Source organism: Sunxiuqinia indica, from assembly GCF_009847015.1.
GTDB classification, from domain to species: domain Bacteria; phylum Bacteroidota; class Bacteroidia; order Bacteroidales; family Prolixibacteraceae; genus Sunxiuqinia; species Sunxiuqinia indica.
Genome location: NZ_WVEM01000006.1, coordinates 119,389 through 145,191 on the forward strand (window position 1 = coordinate 119,389; position 25,803 = coordinate 145,191).

The following is a 25,803-nucleotide window of genomic DNA, read 5'->3' on the forward strand; positions in this document are numbered from 1 at the left end:
TCCTGTATTAGAACCGTAAAAGATACAAGAAAAAAGAAATACTATTAAGGATATAACAGCTTTTCTTGACCTCTTACATTGCTACATCCACTTTCGAACCCGCATAACTTATAACTTTTCCGTTGTTTTTCGAAAAATCTAACGTCATGGAACTACCCTTTTTTACAAAGATTACTTCGAACTGACGCTCAGCCAACATACCTTCAAATTCACCTTTCCGCTCACCGATTGTCAATGTTTTTAACTCTTCGTTATACGAGAACGGGATAGTTGAAAATGCCCCGTCTTCGTAACTGTAATTGGTTTCCTCGTCTTCGTACAACTCAAACGAACCGTCGGCTCCAGTGTAAACATATAGCTTGATCAACTCGGTTTTTTTCTGCGACGTATATTCAATTTCGGGCCCAATTGGCAAGATCGATCCTTCACGTACAAATACCGGCATTCGCTCAAATGGTGCATTCACATTTACCTTCTGTCCTCCGGCAATGTACTCGCTGGTGTACAAATTGTACCACCCTCCATTGTTTGGGAAATAAACATCGCGCTGACGTGCTTTGTAATTATAAACCGGGCAAACCATTAGCGAAGGGCCAAATAAATACTGGTCACCAATATTCTGCACCCGGTGGTCGTCTGTAAAATCCATCGCTAAACCACGCATAATCGTATAGTCATCATGATAAACGGCTCCAGTCAAACTATAAATATAAGGCATCAAACGGTAGCGTAATTTATTGTAATACAGCATCGATTGATATGCCGGATGATTCTCCGGTGCCAGGTTGTAAATTTCGCGATATGGATATTGTCCGTGGACACGAAATAAGGGAACAAAAGCACCAAACTGGTACCAGCGGGTATTTAATTCGCGCCATTCCTCCATATCTTCGCTTCCTTCCCTGGCATTTTCGAAGCGCTTTTGCACGCAAAAACCACCAATATCCATTGTCCAGTATGGTAATCCTGACATTGCAAAATTTATTCCTGCAGGAATCTGCGCTTCCATATCTTCCCAGCTTGTACCAATATCGCCACTCCAGGTTACGGCTCCATAATGTTGCAACCCGGCAAAGCCCGAACGAGTAAGAATAAATACACGATCATCGGGATTTTCTTTTCGCTGTCCTTCGTAGATTCCTTTAGCATTCATTAAAGCGTAGGCATTGAAGTATTTTGTCGAAGACCCAAGCGCTGTTGGGTTCATTAATTCTTTGCGATACTCCATGCTGGCATTCGATAAAATATCCGGTTCTGTCGCATCCAACCACCAGGCATCAATTCCTTTCTGATAAAGCTTATCATTAATTTGATTCCAAAATAGCTCGCGTGCTTCCGGGTTGTATGCATCGTAAAAAGAGCCTATATATCCGGGGGAAATCCAATCGCGAACGCTGTCTTCTATTGCTTGTTGATACATCCATCCGTTTTTATCAAACTCATCGTAATGCTTCGTTCCCAAATAAAACTTGGGCCACACCGAAATCATGACTCTGGCGTGGTTATCGTGCACTTCATCCATCATGGCTTTTGGATCAGGAAAACGCGCCTTTTCAAATTCGTGAGATCCCCACTTATCGACTTCCCAGTACGACCAATCTTGTACAATGTTGTCGATAGGAATATGTCTTTCCCTGAATTCTTTCAGTGTATTGAGGAGTTCATCCTGTGTTTTATAACGCTCGCGGCTTTGCCAGAATCCCATAGCCCATTTGGGCATCACCTGAGCTTTTCCGGTCAATGTCCGGTAGTTTTTTATCACTCCGTCCATATTGTCACCATGCATAAAATAGTAATCAATCTGATCCCCCATTTCTGACCAGAAAGCAATATCGTCCTGCACTTCAGGATCAACAGGAGACAAGGCTTTCAAACCGACGTAAGATACGCCACCATCCGGAATCCATTCTAACCTGAGGTGGTATTTTTCTCCCTCTTTCATCTGGTATTGAAATTTGGCAACAGACGGATTCCATGCTGTCCGCCATTGATCAGCCTCGAGTTGACCGTCAATCCAAATTTTAGTGTACCCGGCATAATAAAGCAGAAAGTGAAACAGGCCGGACTCTTCCGGTTGGATATCACCCTCCCAAATAATTTTGGCATGATTAAACGTAAAACCCTCCGGGAAGTTCTTAATGGTAGTCAGGTTTTCGTAATCAATCGTGCTTTCCTGACGAACGGTAAAAACATGGTTGCTTTCTGTGTCATCAATGTAAGTGGCAGTCAAACTACCTTCTTCTCCGTCAGCATTAAAGAGTTTGAATTGGTCAACCTGACCGTATGGGCGTTTGTCTCCATAACGCGAGAAAGAGTAGTTGTCCCAAAGTAAACCGTAATTTTTTGTTGAAATAAGAAATGGAATGGACACTTTGGTATTGTATTGAAAAAGTTCCTCGTTTTTCCCTTTGTAGTTGATTTCATGAGCCTGATGCTGACCCAAGCCATAGAGTGCCTCATCTTCTGAAGATTCAAAAACTTGTCGAATGGAGTATCCTTTGGTTCCATCAACCTCAATTGGGTCAAACTCTTTTCCTCCGGCCGTTTTTTCTTGAAGCAAACGGTTACCTTCCGAATCAAAAAACTGCACTTCGCCAGTTATTTTGGACACCTCAACCACTGTTTGGGCAGTTGAAATCCGGATGAAATCGTCCTGCTCTTCTGTGGAGAAATCAACACTTTGGGTAACCGGCAGAGCTACTAAGCTTTTATCTTCGGCAAATGCCTTTGTAGCCGATGCTGTAACGCGAATAATCTCATCATTGATCGGTATAATTCGAACAGCCTTTGCGTCGTTATCCGAATCCATTTCAGGATAAACAACGACTCCTTCCTTATTTGCTTCCCAGTTTTTTTGCGCACAGGAAAAACAACATACCGCAATCAATGCGATGGCAACTAACTTCTTCATGGTTTCTTCTTTATTCTCTTCAATTATTGTTATCTACAGACTTTAATATGGGTAATCCTCAGCTTCGGCTCCTTTGATTAATCCATCCAAAATTTGCTGATCGCCAACCGTATTGGTACTCCGGTCAAAAATTCCGAAGCCATCATTCTTGAGGCTTCCTTCGTCCCAATAAAATGGCACCAACCCATATTTTTTAGCTTGCTCGGTCACATACTCATTAAAATACGCTCGCGATTCATTGTGTTTTTCCTGCCACTCGTCATTGCCGGGAATCGTTCGGCGGATAGCACCATATTCGCCCAAAATCATAGGAATTCCCTCATCGACGAATTTGGTCTTCATTTTCTGGAATTGTGCTTTCACAAAATCTTCTTCACAGTCCCAGTCCGGGAAACGACCGGTTGCTCCGTCCAAATGATAATTTTCTCCCCAGAAGTAAAACACTTTTCCCCAACTGGCATCCTCGGTTAGTCCACAAAACTGCCATGGCGTGTAGTAGTGCACTTCTGCCAATAGTCGGTTCTCAGTTTCATCAGTTGGCATGCTCATCAATTCATCTGCTTTGTCGATATCTGTTACAGGGGCCTGCACAATCAAATTCCGATACGTATTTCTTCCTCCGGTAGCCCGAACAACATCTACAAAAGTCTGCATATAAACTGCCAAAACATCAGCAGCAGTTTGCGTTTCAGCAGCAGGTTCATTCGCTCCGGCAAAAAGCAGCTGTTCGTCGTAATCACGAAAAGTGATGGCAATTTGTTTCCAAATAGCAGCTTGCTTTTTGTTGACCTCGTTCTGCTTTTCGGGCGTGACATTATTCTCCAGCCAACCTCCATCCCAATGGACGTTGAGTATAGCATACATGTCATTATCGACACAATAATCAACCACTTCTTTTACGCGAGCCAGCCAGCTTTCTTTAATCTTGTAGGTGGTTTGATTCTCGATATAGTTGTCCCACGCACAAGGAATTCGAATCGCATTGAACCCGGCATTTTTAACGGCAACAATCAAATCGTTGCTGGCTTTGGGGTTACCCCAGGCCGTTTCTCCACCAATGGCTTCCAGAGTATTTCCGAGATTCCAGCCCAAGTACATTTTCGAAGCAATCACTTTAGCATCACTGGCCATTCCTGTATTATCCGGGGCAATTGAATCTGCTGGTTCAGGATCAGGTGGAATTATAACTGCAGCTGCCTGTGTAATTTGAAGTGAGATATCATCAGCTCCCTTTGCAGTAAGGGTCATGCTCATCGAACGTTCTTGTTCTATCGTATTTTCTTCAGCCGTTAAGGTAACTGTTGCATTCCCTGATGTTGTTTGAATTGAGGGTTTACACCACTCCGAAGTGTTGTAGTTAATTTTCCAAACGGCATTGCTGCTAATTGATAAATCAGCTGTTCCCCCTGCTGCCTCAAACGAGAAACTGGTTGGTGACGCTGTGAGTGTTACTTCAGGCTTTTCTGGAGTCACTTCTTTCCCGGGATCGTTACTGCATCCCAGAAAGGTCACTACTATCATCAATAGGCACATCCACTCATTTGTCTGTTTCATCTTTCGGTTTTGTTGATTCAAGGTATTGCTTTCAAAGATTATTGTCATTCGTTCCTGTTCGGAAATGACATTTTATTTGATCCCCGGAAGCAATAGCTTCCGGGGGGAATTGAATTACTTCATTCTATTCAGTTTCTATCAATAAGTAACAACTTTATCAATTGTTGCAGTAACAGCCGACATATCGGAAATATCCGCACCCATGCCGACAATATCAACTACAAATACAACAACTCCTTCAACATCACTTGGAGGGGCATAAGAAACAGTGTATGTCCCGTCGCCATTTACAGTAATAACATCGCCATTCCCGTTAGGAGACCAATCTGCATCGGCGTAATACATTGATGCGTCATAACTACCAGCGGCACCATCTTTCAACGTTATTCCACTGATCGTAAAGGTGACATCAATACGATTACTGAAAACCAGGTCGGCTGTATTAATGCCAGGGTCAGCTTTCGTTGAACCATATTCGTTATATATTTCCAAACGCAAATTACCTTTCTCTTCAATGTCGCCAATAGCCAACTTGGAATTATCAAACGCGATTTCTGTCCCTTGAGGTCCATTGTCACTTCCACCACCAGTCTGCGCAACCAAATGGAAAGCCGTGTACTGAGGGGCAGAAGCATCTCTTGCACCTACCCACATATCAGTCACATTACCCGACAAATCCTTTTTAATTTGAAGAATACGTAAGTGGTTATTGGCATCAGGCGCAAAACTTGCCCAATTGATCAAAGTAAAGGAAGGAACGGTGACATCAAAAGAGTAAATACCTTTGTCATCCAACGAATAGGTTCCGTTAGTTGTTGTTCCGTCAGGAGTTACAAATACAACTGATTCGTCGCTAGAATTCATCGTCATGGAGAAACTTCCATACGCCGATGGATCAGGAGTACCCAACCAATCGGGATAATCTTCAGGAGCTTGCCAGCCGTTCATCATCGAACCATCAAGATTAGCCCAATCCAATGGATTGCTTTCCGAAAGCTTCCAGACGATAGTTGTACTAACAGTTTTTGATATGATATCTTGCCATCCATCAGGCAATTCTGGTTCAGGGTCTGCATATTGGTAATTATCCGCATAATCTTTTGAAACATAATTGAAGACATACCACCATTCTTGCTCATCATTATTATCTCGATAGATGGCTACCCTCAACTGATTTTCAGTCAAATCAAGAACTTTTACATTGGTATTCCAGTTTTTTGCATTAGGAGCGACAGCCGCCAAACGAATAATAGTAGCATCAGTCGTACTCAGTGTATGATTTTTCACATTTAGATCAAAAACACCTTGTTCCGTTACATCTCCTTCATTTGGTTTATACGAAGTTAAATGAGGCCCACCGATCAAATCAAAAGTCATCTCTGCAGCATAGTCCTGATCAGTAGCGCCAACAGATGATCCAGAAGGATCCCAATTTATTTCATAATTCCCCCAAACTTGTTCCTGAGAAGGATCCGCAAAATACATTGGTCCATTAGTCAGTCCATATTTCCCGTTATCAAGGATCCAGGTCTTGGATTCGCCAACACCACCGGTCAACATGTTCCATAATGGATCATCAACATAGCTTAGGTTTGTTGTTGTAATGGAAATCACCATGGTATCAGCTTGCACAAATCCACCGGCACTTTGTACTCCATAAACGAATTTATATTCTCCGGGAAAAGCGATTTTTACCGTATCTTTTAGTTCTGTAGAACGCCCTGCCGGTGTAACCCATAGCGGAGTCACTCCCGGAGTTAAACTTTCGAGGATAATCATGTTTGGGTCGTCAGCATTTTGGGTAATGCTGTATTGCAAATCGTCTTTGGAAATTATTTTTCCAAGCGAGAACTCATCAGGCTGGCAGGATGCAAAAGCCAGGACCAAGCCTAAAAGAGCTACAAATATATTTAACTTGCGTGTGTTCATACTTTCTTCTTTTTTAATATTATTTCCAACCGTCATTTTGAATCAATACTCCATCAGACAAGCTGATTTGCGTTTGAGGAATAACTTGAAAACCTTTGGTCGCCATAATTTTCGACTTTTCAATCTTCTTGGTTACTTCTACTCCACCGTTCAATACTGTTTGAGTTGTTGCAATGGTATTTGCAGCAGTTTCCAAGCCTTGGCGCAACAGATCCCAGTAGCGGATGCCTTCCAAAGCAAACTCGTAACGGCGCTCAGCCAACAGATTTGCCGGACTGACCGTTTTACTGTCCAATCCTGCACGTAAACGTATTTCGTCAAAATAGTCCTGAGCATTTGAGCTACCTAGTTCGGCTGCCATCAACAGCACATCGGCATAGCGAATGACCACGTAATCCTGATATTGGCCGATCATGAAGTTGGAAGCACCGTTTATTTCAGCAACATCCTTTCCGTCAGGATTAGACAATGGAATGTATTTTTTTGAAGCATAGCCCGTGTATTCGCGCTGATCGCTGTTGTCAAAATCCAATCCTTCTTCTGCAATACCAATAATAGAGGCTTCTTTGCGCACATCATCTTCTTCGTAGGCATTGTATAATGATGGAAGCACTGTGCAAGATCCCCAACCTTTTCCATAGGGAGAAAAAGACTGTGACCGTAATCCTAACATCACCATCCAATGATTGCCATCGGTGTTTCCGTCGTAATCTGACGTAATGTTGTATTTAATGGCGAAAACGGTTTCCTTGTTGTCTTTTCCCGCATAGGTTGTGGTCAATCCATCACCAGCTTCATTTGGGGTAGAGGAAGCTGCGGGCCACAGGTTTTTATACTCTTCAACCAATCCATACTTATCGGCGGTAATGATATCTTCCAGGCCTTGTAGCACATCGCCTTTGGCAATGGTTAACAAATCAGTTTTTCCGTAATAACCGGTATAGAAAAGATAAACTCGAGCAAGCATGGCTTTAGCTGCCCATTTATTAACTCGGCCCGGCTCAACAGTTTCGGCTCCATTTGTAGCAGCAAATTGCAAATCTTCGGCAATCAACTTGTATACATCATCCGGATTGGCTTGTGGAATGTTTTCATTAGATGGTTCAGTTAACAGCGGAACATTCTCCCAAAGACGAACCATATCGAAGTAGACATAAGCTCTTAAAAAACGAGCTTGCGACTCAATATTATTGCGTAATTGAAGGTCTTCGCCCCATTCTATCTGATCCATTTTCGAGAGCAAAACATTACAACGATAGATTGCTTTGTAATATGCTTTCCAATAGTCATTAAGCATATCCACTTCGGCAGGAGAACGGGATAAATCAAACTCATCAGCAACCTGATAGTTATAGCTATCTGATACCCCTGTTGCTCCAAAGCAATTATCGGACAGCACTTCTGCCATAACAGGGAAAGCCATTCCATTTCCGGCAGAATAAACCACCTGAAGTCCATCGTAACAACCTACAATAGCCAACTCCGCATCATCGGTTGTTTTATAAAAGTTTACATCAGTAAGCGACGTAATTGGCTCACTATCCAAAAAGCTCTCTGAGCAGGCACTCCATAAAAACAGGCCCAGAGTCAATATATATATGTGTATTTTTTTCATTATCCTTCAGATTTTAGAATTTAACATTAAGGCCAACTAAGAATGTTCTCGGACGAGGATAGTAGCCCACATCAACACCTGATGAGCCATTTTCAACTCCATAACCAACTTCAGGATCCATTCCGTTATACTCAGTAAATGTAAAGGCATTTTGAGCAGATGTGAACAGTCTCACCTGGCTGAGGTATTTGTTATTAATCAACTTCGCAAAATCATACCCTAAGGTAATATTGCTAATTCTCAAGAAATCGCCATCCTTCACAAATAAGTCAGAAAAGAGATAGTTGATGTTTGTTTCGGTTACTCTGGGAATCGTATTTGAAGTCCCCTCGCCATGCCAACGACCAAGAAATTCAGTTGTGTAGTTAGCAAATGCACTTGAATGATTTCGGTAGGTTTGTACAATTTGATTTCCGGCGACTCCATTTGCAGACATCGAGAAATCGAAATTCTTATAGTCAAATCCAAAAGAGAATCCAAACGTATAATCCGGGTTGGGATCGCCAACCATCGTTTTATCAGCTTCATTGATAACGCCATCGCCATCCTGGTCAACATATCGTACATCACCTGGTTTGGCAGAGGGTTGAATCACTTTCCCTGCTGAGTTCGTATTCGCTGTTACCTCCGCTTCGTTTTGGAAAATACCATCCGTTTCCCATCCCCAGAAATATCCAATCGGAAATCCAGTCTCGGCCCGGTGATAAAACTCCAGTGCATTATCATATAACATGTTGGTTTTTCCATGTACAATACCATCTTCGGTGGGCACTTCAGTTACTTCATTTTTATTTTTGGCGATGTTTCCTGATATGAAATAATGGAAATCACCAATTTGGTCATTCCAGTTTAGAGCCAGCTCAATACCGGTATTTTTCACATTACCACCGTTGATGTATGGCGCATCGGCACCCGCAGTTGCAAGTATTGGTGCTTCGAGCAACCAATCTTTTGTGGTCTTGTTGTACCAATCAACTGTTAAGCCTAATCGTGCATCCAAAAAACGAGAATCGATACCAATATTGGTTTGTTCCGATGTTTCCCATTGCAAATTTAAATTCGACAACCGACTAGGATAAGCTCCTACTGTATTGCCCGAAGCATCGTAATCTGCAGAACCAAAATAATAATTGGTATTTGATGTTTTAATCGGTGCTAAATATTGCCATGGGCTGATATTTTGATTTCCTACTTGCCCCCAGCTGGCGCGAATTTTCAGAAAGTCCATCCAACTTTGCGCTGATTCTAAAAATCCTTCGTTTGAAGCCACCCAACCAACAGATACCGATGGGAAGTTACCCCAGCGATGACTCTGGTCAAAGCGTGAAGATCCGTCACGACGAAAAGTCGCATTCAACATATATTTTTCTTGATAGTTGTAGCTTAAACGCCCAAAGTAAGATAACAACATCGATTCATCATTTGGAGCACCGCCGTAACTTAATCTGGTTAATTCAGTATTCGTCGTATTGTCGATATAGGCATGATCCAAATCAGAAATAATCAGATCGGCATTAGAAACATTGAGCCACGTTCCTCGGTTTCGATAAGCCTCAGTGCCAACAAGTGCAGAAAAAGAATGATCATCAATTTGATAATCGTAGGAAAGAACGTTGTTCCAGGTTAGCGCGAGTCCTTTACTTAAATTTTGGCTGGCTTCATCATGAGTTCTAAATGCATAAATCGACAACTCATAAGCAGGCTTGTAGGAGCGGCTTTCTTCGGTGTAAAAATCAACTCCCAAGGTGGTTTTAAAGGTTAAGTTTTTAATCGGATTGATTTCAATATACACATCCCCAAAAAGTTTTTGATTATTCTTTTTAGATTGATTGTTTAAAACCATCGAGGCATACGGGTTATTTTCTCCTTCAACCCAAGGATCCCAAACCTCTCCATTGTGCATCACCCCAGCTCCTGATGTGTTATTCAAAAAGTTACCTTCATCATCATACATCGGTAAAAACGGACTGGTATTAAATGCACCACGCAAGGTATTGTTGTATTGATCGCCAACGCCAATTCCTCTTTTCTCAACGTAACCAAAAGTTAAGTGCTGTCCAACTTTTACATAGTCGTCATATAATTTGTGCTCCGTATTAACCCGGAAATTGTACCTGTCGTAGTTTGAAACAGAAGGTCCACCAACGGTTCCTTCCTGCCCGGTATACGAAAGCGAAATAGAATAAACCGAAGCGTCGGTACCTCCATTTATTCCCAGTGTGTAGTTCTGAGTAATCGCATCGTCGTATATCATTTCATCAATCCAGTCGGTGCCTTCTCCCATCGCAGAAATTTCATCGGCGTTAAAATATGGTGCCTTGCCCGAATTGATTGCGGTTTCATTCATGATGACGGCATATTCCTTGCTATTCATCATATCAACCTTCCGTGCAATGTTTTGAACGCCATAATACGAATCGAATGAAATCTGAGCACTTCCTTTTTTTCCTGATTTCGTTGTAATCAAAACAACTCCGTTTGCTGCTTGCGATCCGTAAATGGCAGCCGAAGCAGCATCTTTCAGTACATCAATACTTTCAATATCCGAATTGTTCAGGTAAGAGATATCGCCACTTTGAACACCGTCAACAACATAAAGTGGACCGGAGTTTCCAATGGTTCCCAAACCACGCACGGTTACGTTCATCCCTTCGCCCGGTTGTCCTGAAGTAGACGAAATTTGCACACCGGGAGTTTGTCCCTGTAAAGCCTGAAGCGCGCTTGTTGTGCTTCGCTTTTGAAGCTCTTCCCCGTCAACCTGAATTGTTGCTCCGGTTACCAGTTTCTTTTTCTGAACCCCATACCCAACGACCACAACTTCATCGAAGAGTTCAACTTCTTCTTCCAGGGCAACCTGCAGATTTGATTTTCCGACAACCGAAATTTCCTGAGAAGCAAATCCAACAAACGAGATCAACAACACATCTTCATTCGATACGCTTAGCGTAAATTCACCATCGAAATTTGTGACTGTTCCATTTGTAGTTCCTTTAATTACAACAGATGCACCGGGGATTGGTGTTCCGGAATCTGCTTCTGTAACAACTCCGGAAATCATGCGCTCTGTAGTTTGAGCATTCCCGGAAAAGACAAGTAGCATTGAAAAGATTAGCAAGGCCGCACTCAAATGCACACCAAACAATCTTTTAATGGAGTTCTTAAAAAAACTCTCATCATTGCGTTTTTCTTTCATACGTTAAAGTTTATTGATTAGATATTTCAACTAGTTTAGTTATTGTTTGGAATTAAAAGCTCACCGCTCCAATTCCTCTCCTATGCTTTCTCAAAAGTAGACAAGAACCGTCCGAAAGGAATGAAAAAATGTTTACGACTGGTAGTCAAATCGTTAATACATACTGCTCATTTGTTAATTTCCACCGGGGCATTTGTTAATCAGCAGCTTGGCAAATAGCCATATCAATCTGATATACTGACCAGTAACCCAGCAATGTCAAGATTTTCGGAAAATTTGTTTTTTTATGATAAAAGATTTTGTAGTCCGAATGAAAATCACAGTAAAGAGTTCATCTCTTTTTATATTTTTGCAGAATGAATTTTTACTCGTACGTAATATACAATCAGGAGCATCACCGTTTTTATTACGGGTTTTGCCAGGATCTGAAAAAAACCGAGATTGCCCACAACCAAGGGAAAGTGGAAGTTACCAAAGGCCTCACAGGTTGGGTAATTCTTTACAACGAAGGTTTTGCCAGTAAACAGGAAGCCATCCGCCGAAGCCGGTTTTACCGAACCGTTGCAGGCCAGCGATACCTCAAAAAGATTCTTAATTTTTAGATTTCAACAATCAATCGTTAATAATCTGTACCACAATGCACAATAAGCCGCATTGCTTTTTCGTATTTTTGAAGTTCAAAACAACAAAACAATTAAAAAACTAGTCATGAAAAAAATAATGGTTGCCGTTCTAGCCCTGGGTGTATTATCATCAGGATGTAAGGTTTTTGAAAAACTTAAAAAGGATGATGGACAAACCACCGATACCATGCAAGAAGATACTCAGGCAAAAGTATTTTCAGTGCCAGCCACAACTTCTGACGTGAGAGAGAATCCTACTTCGGATCGAATGTATGAAGAGCCGGAAGAAACGGAAAAGCCAGTACGCGTTCAGAGTGAGACATTTACTTTCGCACAGAAAGAAGATCAGATAAAAAATGAAAGCAGCACTTACTTTGTAATCATCGGTAGTTTTAGCAGCAACGAAAATGCCAACCGTTATAAGCAAGAGCTAATCCCGCAAGGGTTTAACCCAATTGTATTGCACAGCGAAACCGGCTATTACCGGGTTTGTGTTAATTCGTATAACGAAGAGCTTGAAGCCAGAAAACGGGTTCACCAAATCAGAAATAATTACCCCAAATACGCTGACACCTGGTTGCTGATTAAAAAATAATCGAACGATAGTATCGTTCACATTTAGGCTTGGGATTAATGGTATTGATTGGACGGCAAGTAGTAACTTGCGACAACAGTGTTGTTAATCCCAAGTTTTTTTATCGCCCAACCATCTACATTCTTGTTCCCAAAATTCAACATGATCCAACCTGCATCAAAAGTGATTCAGTGTCAACTAAAAAAACAGATCGTCTCTTATTAGATCATAGATGGAACTTGCAGTAACTTTTCGGCTGCTTGCTCCAGTTTACCATTGTCCTTAGCAAAGCACACACGCAGGTAACTCTGGTTGGTTTTCTCGTGATAAAAAACAGAAGCAGGAGTTGTCCCAATACCAAAATCCCGGGCTAAGCGTTCGGCAAAAATAAAATCCGGCTCGTCTGAAAGTTTCGAGTAATCCAATAGCTGAAAATAACCGCCTTGTGCATAAACAATGTCGTAGAGGCTGCCTTCCAGCAAGCGGTTAAAATAATTCCGTTTACCCTGAAATAATTCTGAGACTTCTTCAAAATTTTGATTTAGCGGCAGGTAATCAGCTAGTGCATACTGCAAGGGCGTATTCACATTGTAAATTTGAATTTGCTGCATTTTACGAAATTCGCGCATGAGCTTTTCAGGCGCCAAACAGTATGAAATTCCCCATCCATTGATGTTATACAGCGGGCCAAAAGACGAGATGATAAAACTGCGCTCCACCAACTTGTCATGGCGGGCAACACTTTGATGAATCTGATTATCAAAAATGATGGATTCAAAGATCTCATCGCTCAAAATGATGATGTTCGTGCCATTTGTAAGTCGCTGTAATTGGAACAAGTCGTTCTCTGACAAAACAGCTCCCGAAGGATTGTGAGGTGAATTTAGAATGATCATCCGGGTTTTAGAAGAAACCATTTTTCGTAGCTCTTCCCAGTCAATTTTAAATGATGGAGCCTTTAACTTCACGTAAACAGGTCGACCACCGTTTAAAATAATCGACGGTGCGAACGACTCAAAGGCCGGTTCAAACACGATGACTTCATCATCATCTTTAACAATTGAACTGATCGCCGTATAAATAGCCTGTATTGTTCCCGCAGTAATGGTAATTTCAGTATGCGGGTTGAACTTCTGAGCATACTTCTTTTCAACCATATCACTAATGGCTTTTCTCAAAGGAAGGACCCCCTCCAGCGGAGCATAGTTATTAAAACCATTATTGAAGTATTTAGTAGCCAGATCAATCAATTGCTGCGGACAATTAAAATCGGTCTTTCCAACAGCCATATCAATAGCTCCGGATTCTTCGATTAGTTTGTTAATCGAGGAAAAAACATTTGAACTCGTATTGGGTAATTTTGATTGCACCATAATTAAGCAATGAGTTTGCAAAAATAACAAAAGTGGTGATAGTCCATTGAGAGTATGTCTAAAATTACGGAATTAATTCAAACCAATCAATTACTCCATAACTTCTTTTAAAACAACTAATGATTTTAAGTTTGAAGAAATATCCAGATGAATTTGATAGTACTTTATCAACTGCTCTAATAAAATAGTCCGCTGACGTTTATCGATTAACAGCTGTTCAATTTTACCTAAATCAAATTGAAATAATTGTTTAAAGTTTCCAGTGGTTTCAGCATTCATATATTGGTTATGCAAGGGTTCGGAAACAGAGAAAGCAGCCGATTCCAGATCAAAAAAAACCGTATTGGCATGCTCCGATTTCTGCGGCGCAACACCCAAAAAACGGGTAAGATGAAACAAAAATGCGAGATGAAAATTCGCGATCCCATCCTTCTTCATATCCAATAAGGCAATGGCATGATATAGAAAGTCGAATAACTCCGGATTTTCTTCTTCTTCTTTGAGACACTTCAGCAGAATCTCAGCCAAAAAAATGGCCTGAGAACTTTTTGTGATATCAAAAGGAATATGCTCAAAAGGGATACTAAATCGGACATCTTTCAGCCGCTGCAAATTACGTCCCGGTCGATAATAAACTTCCAAATCTAACAGGAATAATGGCTGAAAAAGACTTTTCCTCATCGCAGCCTTTTTTTTACGAACCCCATTAATTAAGTATGATTGATTGCCAAACTTTTCGGTGTAGATCCGGGCAATGATGCTCGTTTCAGAATAATTAATGTGATGCAAAAAGATACCTCGGGTTTTTTCCAGCACGACCTTTTATTTCTATTAGTGTATGAACAGAATCTTGGTGGTGAACGTTTTTTCGCCAGACTTATCGTTTCCAAAAACAACATAAACCCCGGTACTTACCCGGTTGCCGTTCAGGTTTTTTCCATCCCAAATAGCTTGCCCACCCAGCGAAGTGGTTTTATAAACCAGGTTTCCACTTATGTCTGTTACTCTCACATCGGTATCAGCCAACAATCCGGTAATGACGATATCCCCGTCGTAATCTTCGCGGACGGGATTGGGAAAGGCATACACATCAGCATACTCATCAGCACCTCCCGTTGCCTCACCTCGGTATGAAATAATACCTTCGGGTGTTCCGAAAAACACTTCTCCACTTTGCGGGTTGATGGCTATACTTTGAATGGTGTTCGATAGTAACGGGCTGTTATCTACTGTAAAATTAAGCAATTCTTCGTCACCATTCTCGGAGACCAGATACACACCGGAGTTTGATGTCCCGAACCACTTGCGGTTTGCCCCATCCACAGCAATCGCAGTCACCTTTTCGGTTCGCAACAAGGCGTGAAAAATACCATCATTCAAGTCCAGGGCAGGCGGTGTTGCATAAAAAGTACTTTCGTCCCAAATATCCTCGGGATTATAAAAAACGGCGACTCCGTTGGAAGCACCGATCCAGATAGCACCATCATGATCCTTGGCAATCGAATAAATATCATTCATCCGGTTAATTTCTTCCACCGTGCCATTGGTGAAGTAAGTTGTTAACTTTAGGTGTCTCCCATCCGTTCCATCACTTTTCCGAACAAAAAGGTCATTGCCCCGCGGTAAAATAATCCATTTATCATCATTGCCAGTAATAACAATATCACCAACAACTGTATTATCAACTCCGGGGAACTGGAACGATTCCCAGGTTCCATCTGTTTTATAAACCGACAGGGGTTCTCCAACCTGGGAGTTGGTAACCCACAGGTTATTTTCTGAGTCGAAAGCCATTCCTCCTATTCTCACATACGCCGAAGCAGAATCTTCGGGGATCGCAGTTTGTAAGGTACTGTTGAACTGGTCGTGCCGATCGACATACTCCCGGCCTTGCATTTCAACCACTCCAAAGCCCCAGGTTCCAACAAATATATGGTCGGGGTCGGCCGGGTCGGCCACAACATTTACAATATCTTCAAATGCTTCAAATTCATCGTGCGTCTTTCGGTTAAAAACACTCCAGCTTCCATCGCGAAATAACTGGAGCTGCGGAGCCTTATCCAAATTGCCCCATGCATCAGAACGGCCACCGGTTGTGACCCATAAATCGGCACCATTGGTCGTCATCGAAAACACCTGATTATCAATAGGACCTTGAGGGGTAATCTGCTCATAATCTCCGCCTGTTTTTTTAACTAATCCTTCGTTCTTATCCGCCAGCCAAACAGCCCCATCTTTGTCGTAATACCCCTGAGCAACGACAATATCATATACTTTTCTGTTCGGATAATTGTAGTCGATGACATCTTCAACCAGTTGTTCATTTTCATCATAAATACCCACAAATCCGCCTTGCGAAATAACAATTTGGTTGTCACATACCTGCATGTCAAGCACCTGATCAATAGTTGTCAAATAAGCAGTCCAGTTGTCCCCTGATCCTTTATACAACTCATGTTTCCCGGCTGAAGCATTGTAATAGCATGCAATTACGGAGTTACCCAAAAAACCGAGTTGGGTAAATTCTTCACCGGCATGAGGTATTGTTTCAATCCGGGTCCAATGATTGAAATTCTGTAGGTTTGGCTCATTCGCATCAGCTTTAAAAATACCCTCTTTAGTGGCTGCATACAACGATTCACCATCATAGGTCATTGCATTTACAACAACCGGCGAACCGTTTTCGCCAATGTAGTAAGTATCTTTTATCTCCCTCTTATCCAAATTCACAGCAACAATGCCAAACCCACACGATAAATAGGCTGTTGATCCAACAACCAGAACGTTGTAGATATTCTTGTCCCCCTGAATTTGTTTTCGCTTAATATCAGAAAGATTGAAAATCTCATCCTCATAAATTAAGTCGAGGTTGCTGTTTTCATAGGCCAGAACAACGACACTATTTTGCTCGCCAAACGCCATTGCCTTTGGCGAAACATCAGACAATCCATTGATTTGATTCAACTTTCGGATGCTGTTATCAGCCTGGTCGTAAATAAACAGTCCTCCGGTACTAATGCAGTAAACTTTAGTACCGTTGACAATTACTTTTTGAGCTGAATAATAGGATAAGTGCCCCATCCACTTGCCAACTCCAACCTGAGCAGAAAGCCCAAATGAAAGTAAAACAAACAGGCACAGAATGTTAAATCGTATCATAAATCTGAATTCAATGTTTTCAAATAGTTAGCCAGCTTTTGAACAGCACGCCCACGATGGCTGATGTTATTTTTTTGTTGCGCATCCATTTCAGCAAAAGATTGACTACATCCTTCGGGCTGAAAAATCGGGTCGTAACCAAAACCTTCTTCGCCTTGCTTCGCTGTCAGAATATCGCCATCAACAACTCCTTCAAACTGCTCTTCCCGGCCATCAATAACAAGCGAAATTACGGTTCTAAAACGAGCTTTCCGGTTTTTTATTTCTTTTAGCTGATCAAGAACTTTCTTCATATTAGCAACAGCATCCTTTTCTTCTCCGGCATACCGGGCCGAATACACTCCGGGAGCTCCGTTCAATGCTTCAATTTCCAGACCGGTATCGTCGGCAAAACAGTTGTAGCCATACTTGTTGTAAATGAAAAACGATTTTTCAGCAGCGTTTCCCTCCAGAGTTTCCTTGGTTTCCGGTATTTCTTCGTTACAATTAATATCTGCTAAACTGAGCAATTGAATTTGTCCTCCCAGTATTTGCTGAAGTTCTTTTAATTTGTGTGGATTATTGGTTGCAAAAACAAGTTTCATATAATTATAATTTTTTGTTTTTAAAGGCATCATATGGAACTCGCTTATAATCTTCCTCCTGTGTGCAAGAACTTTTATATGCTCGTTTCATCATTCGATTCAAGAGTTTAGGCAAGTCTTGTTGATCAGAAATCGATCGGAATGAATTGCCTCATTTATTTCTAATTAATTTTAAAGCACTCAAATTTACAAAAACCTACCAATGACCAATGCAGAAATTATTGATATGCTGATTCAAGACCGAAAAAGGGAGCTCAGTCAGAAAAGCTTGCGGATATGGTTCACCACCTAAAATGCCCGTTCATGAGCTCAGAAGGCCACTTCATCCATCAAAACGTGCAGTTCATAAAATAATGTTGAAAAATACACGATCACTTATTACTTATCGTTAAATTAGCATAGTCAGTTTTTTTTCAGGCAGCCCAAGGGAGTGATGAAGAAAGCCGGGTCACAAAAAAAACAAATCAGTACTAAACCCAGGCATTAAATTTTAATTTGAATAAACCGGGTCACGAACAAGCAATTTAAATTTTTTTTTGAGTGAATCTGGTTGCTGAGAAGCTGTAAAAGAAATGAATTCGGCTCTCTGTTCATCAGGAGAAGCAATTTAAATTTTTTTTTGGTCCAACGGGAGCAGAGTGAACGCGTAAAATTTTTTTTCACAAAAAAACAGACCAAACCAGCAAAAACAAAAAATCAAGTAAGTTCTTTTTTATTAACCCAAAAACAACCCTTATGGAACTAAAATCATTTGTTGCGCTTTACGCGCGACACCTGACCATCGCACACCTGTACTCGATCAACAAATCGACCGTGGATTATGCCCGGCCGGTTATAGCTGAAATAGGTGGAGTCGCCCAGGCAACTTTCAACCAACTGGAAGCCGACAACCAGGCAATGGGCGACCAAATGAACAAAGCTTCAAAGAGTGTACTGACTGCTAACCTGTCCGCGATGGACGAGGATCGAGACGACCGTTTTGCCGAAATAAAGCGAAACGTGACCATGCACCTACTCGGGCGCGATGAACTAAAAAAAGAAGCCGCCCAACGCCTGAAAATATTTATGGACCCGTATTGGGATGCAAACGTTATGGCAATGAATACGCAAACCGGCATTTTGAACGAGCTTTTCAGAAAATTCGACCAACAGCAATCGCTGAAAGCCGATGCCACAGCAACCGATATTTTAGACATGATGACCGGTCTGGAAACGGCCAATACCGAATTTGATGCCCTATATCAGGAACGAAATGCCCTGGAAGCCGCTGCCGACGGCCCCTCGGCAACCAGCCTGGAAGCAGCGGCAGCCAGCAGTTACGAACAGTTTTGTACAGCCATTGAACAAGCAGTCAATTTTACTCCTTCTGAAACGCTCATGACCTTGTTTAACCAACTGGACGAGCTGCGTAAAACCTACGCCAAACTGATCCATAAAAAGGAGAATAAAGAGGACGGACCAGTTCAGCCTACTTAAAATGACAATGAAATACCTCCCGCAGTCAAGGATACAAATCGGTGCCTGCGGGAGGTAGAGTTCAGAACTGAATGCTAACCGCAACTATTCGCGAATTCGTTCAAACCATCCTTTTTTCGTATTCCGAACAAAACACAAGCCTTTCCGTTTCTAATTACGTTGCTTTTCAACGCAATTACCGGGAAAGGTATACTGAACGAAATTTGAACCAATGAACGATCTTCCAGACAATGTCCGCTTGCTGAGCATTTATCAAGCTCTTTTATTGTCTGTCAGTTCAATGATTGTTTTCGTTGGCGGGTTGGCTGAGTCCAAACTAGCTCCGGTCGAAAATTTATTGACACACTTGTATTCTGACGAATGAGTCACCTAAAAAAACGAATTATGCGTATCGGATTTAAATTTATCAAAACAAGACTGTCCAATAGTTGGGAGGCGATCCACACCAGTTTTTGGTTTATTCCATCATTGATGTTACTCTCTGCCATTGTAGCCGCCTTACTCATGATTGCCCTGGACAAGACCATCGATATCGATTCTTCCTCTGTGTCTCGAATTTTGTTTGATGTGGGCCCCGAAGGCGCGCGTTCGGTGCTGGCTACCATTGCCGGATCGATGGTAACAGTAGCCGGTGTTGCTTTCTCGATTACGATTGTTGCACTTTCTCTGGCTTCCTCGCAATTTGGCCCCCGGTTATTGCGCAATTTCATGAAGGATGTCGGAAATCAGGTTGCACTTGGAACATTCATCGCTACTTTTATTTACTGTCTGATTGTGCTACGGTCTATTTATGCCGGTGAAGAAAATGCTTTTGTCCCGGCGCTATCTGTTAACTTTGGGGTTTTGCTGGCCATTGCTAACGTGGGTATGTTCATCTATTTTATTCATCATGTAGCTACCTCAATCCAGGCCGACCAAGTGGTTGCCAACGTATATTATGAATTGGACAACCGAATCGATCTGTTATTCCCCAATACCATTGAAGCCAAAGAAAATGAAGATAAAGCATCAGATGTTGAGAATGAAAAACAAAAATATACCGGCACATACACGATTAATGCCCACAAAAGCGGATACCTGCAAGCAATTGATCGTGATGGCCTTGTAGAGGTCGCTCAGGAAAACAATTGTCTGATTGATTGTCAATATCGTCCTGGTGATTTTATCGTTCAAGGAAATAAATTCGTAACGGTAGAAAGCATGAACCAATTCGACGATGATTTCCAGAGCCATATCGAAAGTCTATTTATTATCGGATCGAAAAGAACTCCGGAACAAGATGCAGAATTTGCTATTCATCAATTGGTTGAAGTGGCTATCAGGGCGCTATCGCCCGGAATAAATGATCCATATACAGCGCTTACCTGCATTGATCATCTGGGATCAATTTTATGCAAACTGGTCAACCGGAAATTTCCTTCTCCCCATTTAAAAGATGAAGAAGGCCGATTACGCGTCATCCTGAAAACAACATCGTTCACAACCGTAACGAATACTGCTTTCAGTCAAATCAGACAGTATGGAAACAGTCATGTTTCGATACTAAAACGACTATTAGAAAACTTAATAACGATCGCCACGCTTGCTCAACAGCAAGAACAGTCAGCGGTTATTCAGCATCATGGCGAAATGATTGAACGGGCAGTACGGGAGTTTGTCCCTGAAAAGGATGACCAGGAAGAGGTCATCTCCCACTACCGTGAATTGATGCACGTTTTAGATCAAAAAAACTGACGTAACTGTGGCAAATACTCATCAGCCAAAAAATCAAAAAAAAAAAGGTTGCCGGGAAGCAACCTCATTTGGGAATAATTTCAAAAAGGGAACGGGAAGGCCGAGAATAATCCTGTTAATCTAAAATCTATCAAGTATTAACAGACTCACTTTCGTATGATATTAAAAATTCTTTTTATAATTTTAGTTGTCAATCACTTGTATGTTGACCTTCTAAAATTAAGGGGCTTGTTTTATCTTTGTATTACGACTGAATTATAATAGCATCAACCTATTGTTAACCAAAAGCCAAGGTATATTAACTTAACCTTTTTAAAATATTACAGTTTTTGAAATACTGAGTCACCACAATTGCTCAAAATGCCGTTAACACTGAATTATATAAATGCACTTCTGGAGCTATTCTATCCCCGCCTTTGCTTGGTTTGTGGGGAAAAACTAATCGCAGATGAGAACTACATCTGTTTAAAATGCCTACTTCATGCTCCACGCACCAATTTCCATTTAGAGCCTGAAAACCGGATGGAACAAATTTTCTACGGTCGTGTTCCGATCGAAAGAGCAACCGCCTTTTTTGAATTTAAAAAAGGGAGCAACTATCAAAAAATTCTTCATCATCTAAAATACAAGGGCATGAAAGAATTGGGTGAATTTATGGGTAGTCGGTTTGCCGGAGAAATCAAAGATTCCAACTTCACTCAACATATCGATCTGATTTGCCCGGTTCCTCTTCATCCGCGGAAAGAGCGAAAAAGAGGTTACAACCAAAGCTATCATCTGGCTAAGGGACTTTCTGATGTTCTGCAAATTCCGATTGAACATGACGCCCTCGTCAGAAAGACGTTTTCAAGTACACAAACCCGAAAAAACCGCTATGAACGTTGGGAAAACGTGGAAGATATATTCCAGGTTATCAGCCCTGCAAACTTTACAAACAAACACATTTTACTAATTGACGATGTTGTAACAACCGGAGCCACGTTGGAGGCTTGTGCTGCCACCATTTTTAAAAGCTGCGACTGTAAAATAAGTCTGCTAACCCTGGCCATTGCCTAACTCAGGAAAAAAACACGCCTAATTATCATTACTAATTCTCTACTTCAGTCCCAGTATAAATGGCTTGTCCACGTTGTACTTCCATCACAGCGAAAAAGCCAAGTCCTCCATTGCTTACATTTCCTTTAGGATTGGCTGATGGTCCGCTAAACATGGGAACCTTTTCGCCAGTTTCAAGATCCACTGCTGCAATAAAATCGTAATATTCCTTCGTAATTCCAGCCATTTCCAGCATAATGGTATCTCCCTGCTCAACAAACTCTCCATTCTCTTCATCAAAATACTGAACAACAGGTCCGTTGATCTCATTACCGTTAAAAAAGCGATCATCCGCTGTCCAATAATTGTGGATAGAATCCGTATAAAGCACCCCGTTTTTGTAGACTTTGAACAGGTAGTAATCTTCAGTTTCGGCAGGATCTTTACTGTAAAGCCCCACCTCCCAGCCTTCCCAGCTGGCATTATACGCAACCGCAACTCCCTGAACCGGAGCTGAAGCTTTCATTTCGGTTTCGGCCTCATAAGTTTCCAGTTGACCATCTCCATTCACATCAACACCCGAAACTGTTAATTTGTAGTGCGCACCAACCACTCCGCTATAGTCCTTTGGCGTTAAATAGATTCCCTGTCGATCTGCATCTTCAGTTAGTTGAATGGTTTGAAAATCATTTTCAATAGTAAGCACAGCTCCGGAAACCATTTCTGGAGACTGATTACTAAAATAGGGCGCTGATTTCCCCAACCAGACTTCGTGTGCTTTTACTTCGTTGGTTATTTCAGCAAAAACAACCAAGCGAGGCTCCCCGGCCTCTTCCAGATCAATGTCTACACGTTCGGTGCACGATTGCAGCAAAACAATTAAAAAAGCGATTGAAAATATATATTTGAATGGCATGATGGTTAAAATTTAAAGTTGTAAGTAACTGCCGGAATTATCGGAAACAAATAAGTTTTCTCTGCATACGTTTCATTGGGGTTTTCTTCATCCTGGACAAAATTTAGTGCCCAGGTATTCTTTTGGTTGTAAACATTATAAATTGAAAAAACCCACTCGCCACTCCATGGTCTTTGTTTCTTGTTTTTAGATTGAAGTGCCAGCGATAAATCAAGTCGGTGATAATCGTCATAGCGGGCACCATTTCGTTCCGAGTAATACGGAATAACGGTACCATTTACTTCGTAACGCTGCACAGGCAAAGTAACCGGCTGGCCGGTTGAATACACCCAATTGGCTGACAATGAAACACGCTTGCTTAGCTGGTGATTGAGTACCACACTTAAATCGTGTGTTTTATCAAAAGGTGCGGAGTAGGTTTTGCCGTCGTTAATTTCAGGAATCTTTCGTTCCGATCGGGACAAGGTGTAGCCGATCCATCCGGTTAATTTCCCTTCGGTCTTCTTCACTAAAAATTCTGCTCCATAAGCCTTTGCATTTCCAACCCGGAGTTCACCTTCCAGGTATTTGTTGAGCAACAATTCAGCATGATCTGCAAAATCAATGGTGTTTTTCATGTCTTTGTAATACGCTTCAACCGAAAGCTGGTAAACGCCATTCTGTAAATTTCGAAATACCCCAAATGCAAACTGATCGGCAACTTGTGGCTTCACATTTGGACTGGCCGGGAACCAAATATCCAGCGGGCTGCCAGCAGTCGTATTCGTAGCCTGCTGAATGCTTTGACGAGACCGGTTGTAGTTGAATTTAAACGACCAGTCCTTTGCAAACAAATAGTTTATCCCAAAACGTGGCTCCAGGCCCCAATAGTTTTTGTATACCTCTCCGGAGCTATAGATTGTGGAATCAACCACCTCGTAGTTGTTGTCAAAGTCGTATACTGTTCCCTCCCCAATATTCTGAAAAAGTGATGCCCGGATTCCATACTTCAACACTAGCTTATCGCCTATTTTATGTTGATGCTCCAAATAAGCAGCATGCTCCAGAGCGTAATTCTTCTCAATAATGTATTCGCCAAATATGGACTGACTGCCAACGCCCATAGCTGCACCAGGATTAAACGTGTGATGAAAGCTCTGCAGTCCAAACTTCAACGAATGCTCGGGTGTGATGTAATAACTAAAATCAGCTTTCAAACCAACATCTTCTAAATCTGATTCCCAAAGCCAGGATTCTGGTTCATCTTCCGCGGTGCCTAATTCATAGTCGTAACGGCTCCAAACCGTCGTCAGATTCATAAACAATTTTTGATTGAAAATATGGTTCCACCGGGCAGTGAAGGTTTTGTTCCCGAAACCCATTCTGAAAAAGGAACTTTTCATCACATCGCGACCAAGATACCCACTAATATAAAGGCGGTTATTCTCGTTGAACCGGTGAGTCAATTTCAAGCTGGCATCGTAAAAATACAAACGGCTGTCACGCACATCTTCATCCGACGACAAAGGCAAAAACAGATCCATATACGTTCGTCGGCCAGACAACAGCATGGTGGTTTTATCTTTTTCCAGCGGGCCACCAATTGTTAAACGACTTGAGATGGTGCCAATTCCTCCTGCCCCTTCAAATTTTTTCGAATTACCATCTTTCATCCGCACATCCAAAAGCGACGATAAGCGACCACCATATTGCGACGGCACATCACCTTTATACAATTTCAAATCTTTGATGGCGTCATTATTAAATACCGAAAAGAAACCCATCAAATGCGAAGCATTGTAAACCGTTGCTTCATCAAGTAAAATCAGATTCTGATCAGGACTTCCACCTCGAACACTAAAGCCGGAACCACCCTCGGAAGTAGATTGAACTCCCGGCAATAACTGGATGGCTTTAATCAGGTCAACCTCACCCATTAATGCCGGAATCGATTTAATGGTATGGGGCTGAAGTTTTTCTACTCCCATTTCAACCTGTTTGATGTTTTGGTCGCGGCGCTCTCCTTTAACCTGAATTTCGTCCAATTCTTCTGACGAAGGAGTCAGCTCAATCTGCAAGCGGAGATCTTCGGTCATGTCAACTTTCTGTACATAATCTTCATAACCAATGTAACTGCAAATCAAGGTGTATGATGCCGGTGTAATTGAAAGGGAATAAAAACCATAACTATTACTGATCGTGCCAACTCCCAATTCCTTAATTAATACGGAAGCCCCGATCAGGCTTTCACCACTTTCAGAATCGAGAATATGACCACTGATGATCTTGCGATCAGCTTTGTCGTCTTCGTCAGCGTGTGCATAGTGCAGCCCCACTGCACCTTGCAATACAGCAACCAAGAGAAGTAATTTTCTGAGCATTTTCTAATTGTTTTCAGTTGTTCTTTATTTTCAGCTTTCTCTATAAGACAACCTTAATACTCAAACGTTGCAGTTTTTTGTCAAAAAAATGGACTAAATGCAGGAAACTGCGACTACAAGACTCCGAAAACAATCAAAATCAGCGACCTAACCGATAGTACAAACCTGTACTTATTACATTGCTATATTGATCATCCAGCCAATAGGAAACAGCTTGCCCCGGCAAATCGCGAATGGGAAGGACTGAATAGCCAAGTCTTAAATCAAGTGTTAGTCGATCAATAAAGTCGTATCTCATGCCAACAAAAGCCTGAAAATCGAAAGCATTGAATTCGCGTTGTTCAACTTCCGGGATTTCACCATAATTGTCCAGTTCTTTGCTGTGCACCAGGTATCCGGCCGATAGCCCTGCCAGGATTGAAATCCGATCGCTTGTTCGATATCCCAAAAAGAAGGGTACTTCAGCATAACCCAAACGCATGATATATTTTTCAAGGTCTTTTTGTTGCACATTGGTGGTTTTATTCGACGGGTTTTTGCGGCTTCCTTTTTGCGAGTACTTAATTTCCATTCCAAAGAATAAGTCCCGACTGAAATCCCGCATCACATAACCACCAAGCAACAAACCGGGTTTGCGATAACCATTGGTGTTATCTCCCGAAACCTGAGACGCATTAAATCCACCTAAAACCCCACCTTCAAAGCGTTGTGCCCGAAGCGCAAAAACGTTCAAGGCAAATAGTACAACAAGTAAAATTCTTCTCACG

18 protein-coding genes are annotated in these 25,803 nt (G+C 41.8%); 6 read left to right on the plus strand and 12 right to left on the minus strand.

The window, feature by feature from the left end; translation table 11 throughout:
* Positions 1–73 precede the first annotated feature (73 nt).
* The 5 genes from GR929_RS10695 to GR929_RS10715 form a co-directional block, all read right to left on the minus strand.
* On the minus strand, positions 74–2,911 hold the full coding sequence (locus GR929_RS10695; protein WP_159519603.1) for a TIM-barrel domain-containing protein: 2,838 nt from the start codon (positions 2,909–2,911) through the stop codon (positions 74–76).
* Positions 2,912–2,953: 42 nt separating this feature from the next.
* Positions 2,954–4,465, minus strand: a complete 1,512-nt coding sequence (locus GR929_RS10700) for a cellulase family glycosylhydrolase (RefSeq protein ID WP_201300970.1) — start codon at positions 4,463–4,465, stop codon at positions 2,954–2,956.
* Between the two features lie 138 nt (positions 4,466–4,603).
* Positions 4,604–6,394: a hypothetical protein gene (locus GR929_RS10705; protein WP_159519605.1), complete on the minus strand. Its 1,791-nt coding sequence runs from the start codon at positions 6,392–6,394 to the stop codon at positions 4,604–4,606.
* A gap of 19 nt (positions 6,395–6,413) precedes the next feature.
* The gene (locus GR929_RS10710) at positions 6,414–8,009 is read right to left on the minus strand and encodes a RagB/SusD family nutrient uptake outer membrane protein (RefSeq protein WP_159519607.1); all 1,596 of its coding nucleotides are present in this window, start codon (positions 8,007–8,009) and stop codon (positions 6,414–6,416) included.
* Positions 8,010–8,022: 13 nt separating this feature from the next.
* Entirely contained in the window at positions 8,023–11,202 is a 3,180-nt protein-coding gene (locus GR929_RS10715) for a SusC/RagA family TonB-linked outer membrane protein (RefSeq protein ID WP_159519609.1), read from the minus strand.
* A 356-nt stretch (positions 11,203–11,558) separates the two neighbouring features.
* Between GR929_RS10715 and GR929_RS10720 the strand changes: the two genes are divergently transcribed.
* Together GR929_RS10720 and GR929_RS10725 are read left to right on the plus strand one after the other, a co-directional pair.
* Positions 11,559–11,804: a GIY-YIG nuclease family protein gene (locus GR929_RS10720; protein WP_159519611.1), complete on the plus strand. Its 246-nt coding sequence runs from the start codon at positions 11,559–11,561 to the stop codon at positions 11,802–11,804.
* A 106-nt stretch (positions 11,805–11,910) separates the two neighbouring features.
* Entirely contained in the window at positions 11,911–12,420 is a 510-nt protein-coding gene (locus GR929_RS10725) for an SPOR domain-containing protein (protein ID WP_159519613.1), read from the plus strand.
* A gap of 200 nt (positions 12,421–12,620) precedes the next feature.
* On the opposite strand, the gene GR929_RS10730 is transcribed toward GR929_RS10725, so the two are convergent.
* The 4 genes from GR929_RS10730 to GR929_RS10745 form a co-directional block, all read right to left on the minus strand.
* Complete coding sequence (locus GR929_RS10730; protein ID WP_159519615.1) at positions 12,621–13,772, minus strand: methionine aminotransferase; 1,152 nt, start codon at positions 13,770–13,772, stop codon at positions 12,621–12,623.
* Between the two features lie 90 nt (positions 13,773–13,862).
* Complete coding sequence (gene recO, locus GR929_RS10735; protein ID WP_159519616.1) at positions 13,863–14,588, minus strand: DNA repair protein RecO; 726 nt, start codon at positions 14,586–14,588, stop codon at positions 13,863–13,865.
* Between the two features lie 15 nt (positions 14,589–14,603).
* Positions 14,604–16,931: a type IX secretion system anionic LPS delivery protein PorZ gene (gene porZ / locus GR929_RS10740; RefSeq protein WP_159519618.1), complete on the minus strand. Its 2,328-nt coding sequence runs from the start codon at positions 16,929–16,931 to the stop codon at positions 14,604–14,606.
* Complete coding sequence (locus GR929_RS10745; protein WP_159519620.1) at positions 16,928–17,515, minus strand: non-canonical purine NTP diphosphatase; 588 nt, start codon at positions 17,513–17,515, stop codon at positions 16,928–16,930. Before GR929_RS10745 ends, porZ begins: the two co-directional genes overlap by 4 nt.
* A 735-nt stretch (positions 17,516–18,250) precedes the next feature.
* Between GR929_RS10745 and GR929_RS10750 the strand changes: the two genes are divergently transcribed.
* The 4 genes from GR929_RS10750 (at position 18,251) to GR929_RS10765 (ending at position 21,781) form a co-directional block, all read left to right on the plus strand.
* Positions 18,251–18,991 (plus strand): DUF6261 family protein, encoded by a 741-nt coding sequence (locus tag GR929_RS10750; protein ID WP_159519622.1) that lies wholly within the window; start codon positions 18,251–18,253, stop codon positions 18,989–18,991.
* 211 nt (positions 18,992–19,202) lie between these two features.
* Positions 19,203–19,355 (plus strand): hypothetical protein, encoded by a 153-nt coding sequence (locus tag GR929_RS10755; protein ID WP_159519624.1) that lies wholly within the window; start codon positions 19,203–19,205, stop codon positions 19,353–19,355.
* 20 nt (positions 19,356–19,375) lie between these two features.
* Positions 19,376–20,725, plus strand: coding sequence for a DUF2254 domain-containing protein (locus GR929_RS10760; protein WP_159519626.1), 1,350 nt, complete (start codon positions 19,376–19,378; stop codon positions 20,723–20,725).
* A 360-nt stretch (positions 20,726–21,085) separates the two neighbouring features.
* The gene (locus tag GR929_RS10765; protein WP_159519628.1) at positions 21,086–21,781 is read left to right on the plus strand and encodes a ComF family protein; all 696 of its coding nucleotides are present in this window, start codon (positions 21,086–21,088) and stop codon (positions 21,779–21,781) included.
* 31 nt (positions 21,782–21,812) lie between these two features.
* On the opposite strand, the gene GR929_RS10770 is transcribed toward GR929_RS10765, so the two are convergent.
* The 3 genes from GR929_RS10770 to GR929_RS10780 form a co-directional block, all read right to left on the minus strand.
* Positions 21,813–22,676: a DUF4249 family protein gene (locus GR929_RS10770; protein WP_159519630.1), complete on the minus strand. Its 864-nt coding sequence runs from the start codon at positions 22,674–22,676 to the stop codon at positions 21,813–21,815.
* 5 nt (positions 22,677–22,681) lie between these two features.
* The gene (locus GR929_RS10775; protein WP_159519632.1) at positions 22,682–25,036 is read right to left on the minus strand and encodes a TonB-dependent receptor; all 2,355 of its coding nucleotides are present in this window, start codon (positions 25,034–25,036) and stop codon (positions 22,682–22,684) included.
* Positions 25,037–25,175: 139 nt separating this feature from the next.
* A complete protein-coding gene (locus GR929_RS10780) occupies positions 25,176–25,802 on the minus strand; it encodes a porin family protein (protein ID WP_159519634.1) in 627 nt (208 codons plus the stop codon).
* Between the last annotated feature and the right edge of the window lies 1 nt (position 25,803).

Bases quoted from the DNA above. Each gene is read 5' to 3' on its own strand.
- GR929_RS10695 (WP_159519603.1), bottom strand. From the start codon at position 2,911: ATGAAGAAGTTAGTTGCCATCGCATTGATTGCGGTATGTTGTTTTTCC.
- GR929_RS10700 (WP_201300970.1), bottom strand. From the start codon at position 4,465: ATGAAACAGACAAATGAGTGGATGTGCCTATTGATGATAGTAGTGACC.
- GR929_RS10705 (WP_159519605.1), bottom strand. From the start codon at position 6,394: ATGAACACACGCAAGTTAAATATATTTGTAGCTCTTTTAGGCTTGGTC.
- GR929_RS10710 (WP_159519607.1), bottom strand. From the start codon at position 8,009: ATGAAAAAAATACACATATATATATTGACTCTGGGCCTGTTTTTATGG.
- GR929_RS10715 (WP_159519609.1), bottom strand. From the start codon at position 11,202: ATGAAAGAAAAACGCAATGATGAGAGTTTTTTTAAGAACTCCATTAAA.
- GR929_RS10720 (WP_159519611.1), top strand. From the start codon at position 11,559: ATGAATTTTTACTCGTACGTAATATACAATCAGGAGCATCACCGTTTT.
- GR929_RS10725 (WP_159519613.1), top strand. From the start codon at position 11,911: ATGAAAAAAATAATGGTTGCCGTTCTAGCCCTGGGTGTATTATCATCA.
- GR929_RS10730 (WP_159519615.1), bottom strand. From the start codon at position 13,772: ATGGTGCAATCAAAATTACCCAATACGAGTTCAAATGTTTTTTCCTCG.
- porZ (WP_159519618.1), bottom strand. From the start codon at position 16,931: ATGATACGATTTAACATTCTGTGCCTGTTTGTTTTACTTTCATTTGGG.
- GR929_RS10745 (WP_159519620.1), bottom strand. From the start codon at position 17,515: ATGAAACTTGTTTTTGCAACCAATAATCCACACAAATTAAAAGAACTT.
- GR929_RS10750 (WP_159519622.1), top strand. From the start codon at position 18,251: ATGGAACTAAAATCATTTGTTGCGCTTTACGCGCGACACCTGACCATC.
- GR929_RS10755 (WP_159519624.1), top strand. From the start codon at position 19,203: ATGAACGATCTTCCAGACAATGTCCGCTTGCTGAGCATTTATCAAGCT.
- GR929_RS10760 (WP_159519626.1), top strand. From the start codon at position 19,376: ATGCGTATCGGATTTAAATTTATCAAAACAAGACTGTCCAATAGTTGG.
- GR929_RS10765 (WP_159519628.1), top strand. From the start codon at position 21,086: ATGCCGTTAACACTGAATTATATAAATGCACTTCTGGAGCTATTCTAT.
- GR929_RS10770 (WP_159519630.1), bottom strand. From the start codon at position 22,676: ATGCCATTCAAATATATATTTTCAATCGCTTTTTTAATTGTTTTGCTG.
- GR929_RS10775 (WP_159519632.1), bottom strand. From the start codon at position 25,036: ATGCTCAGAAAATTACTTCTCTTGGTTGCTGTATTGCAAGGTGCAGTG.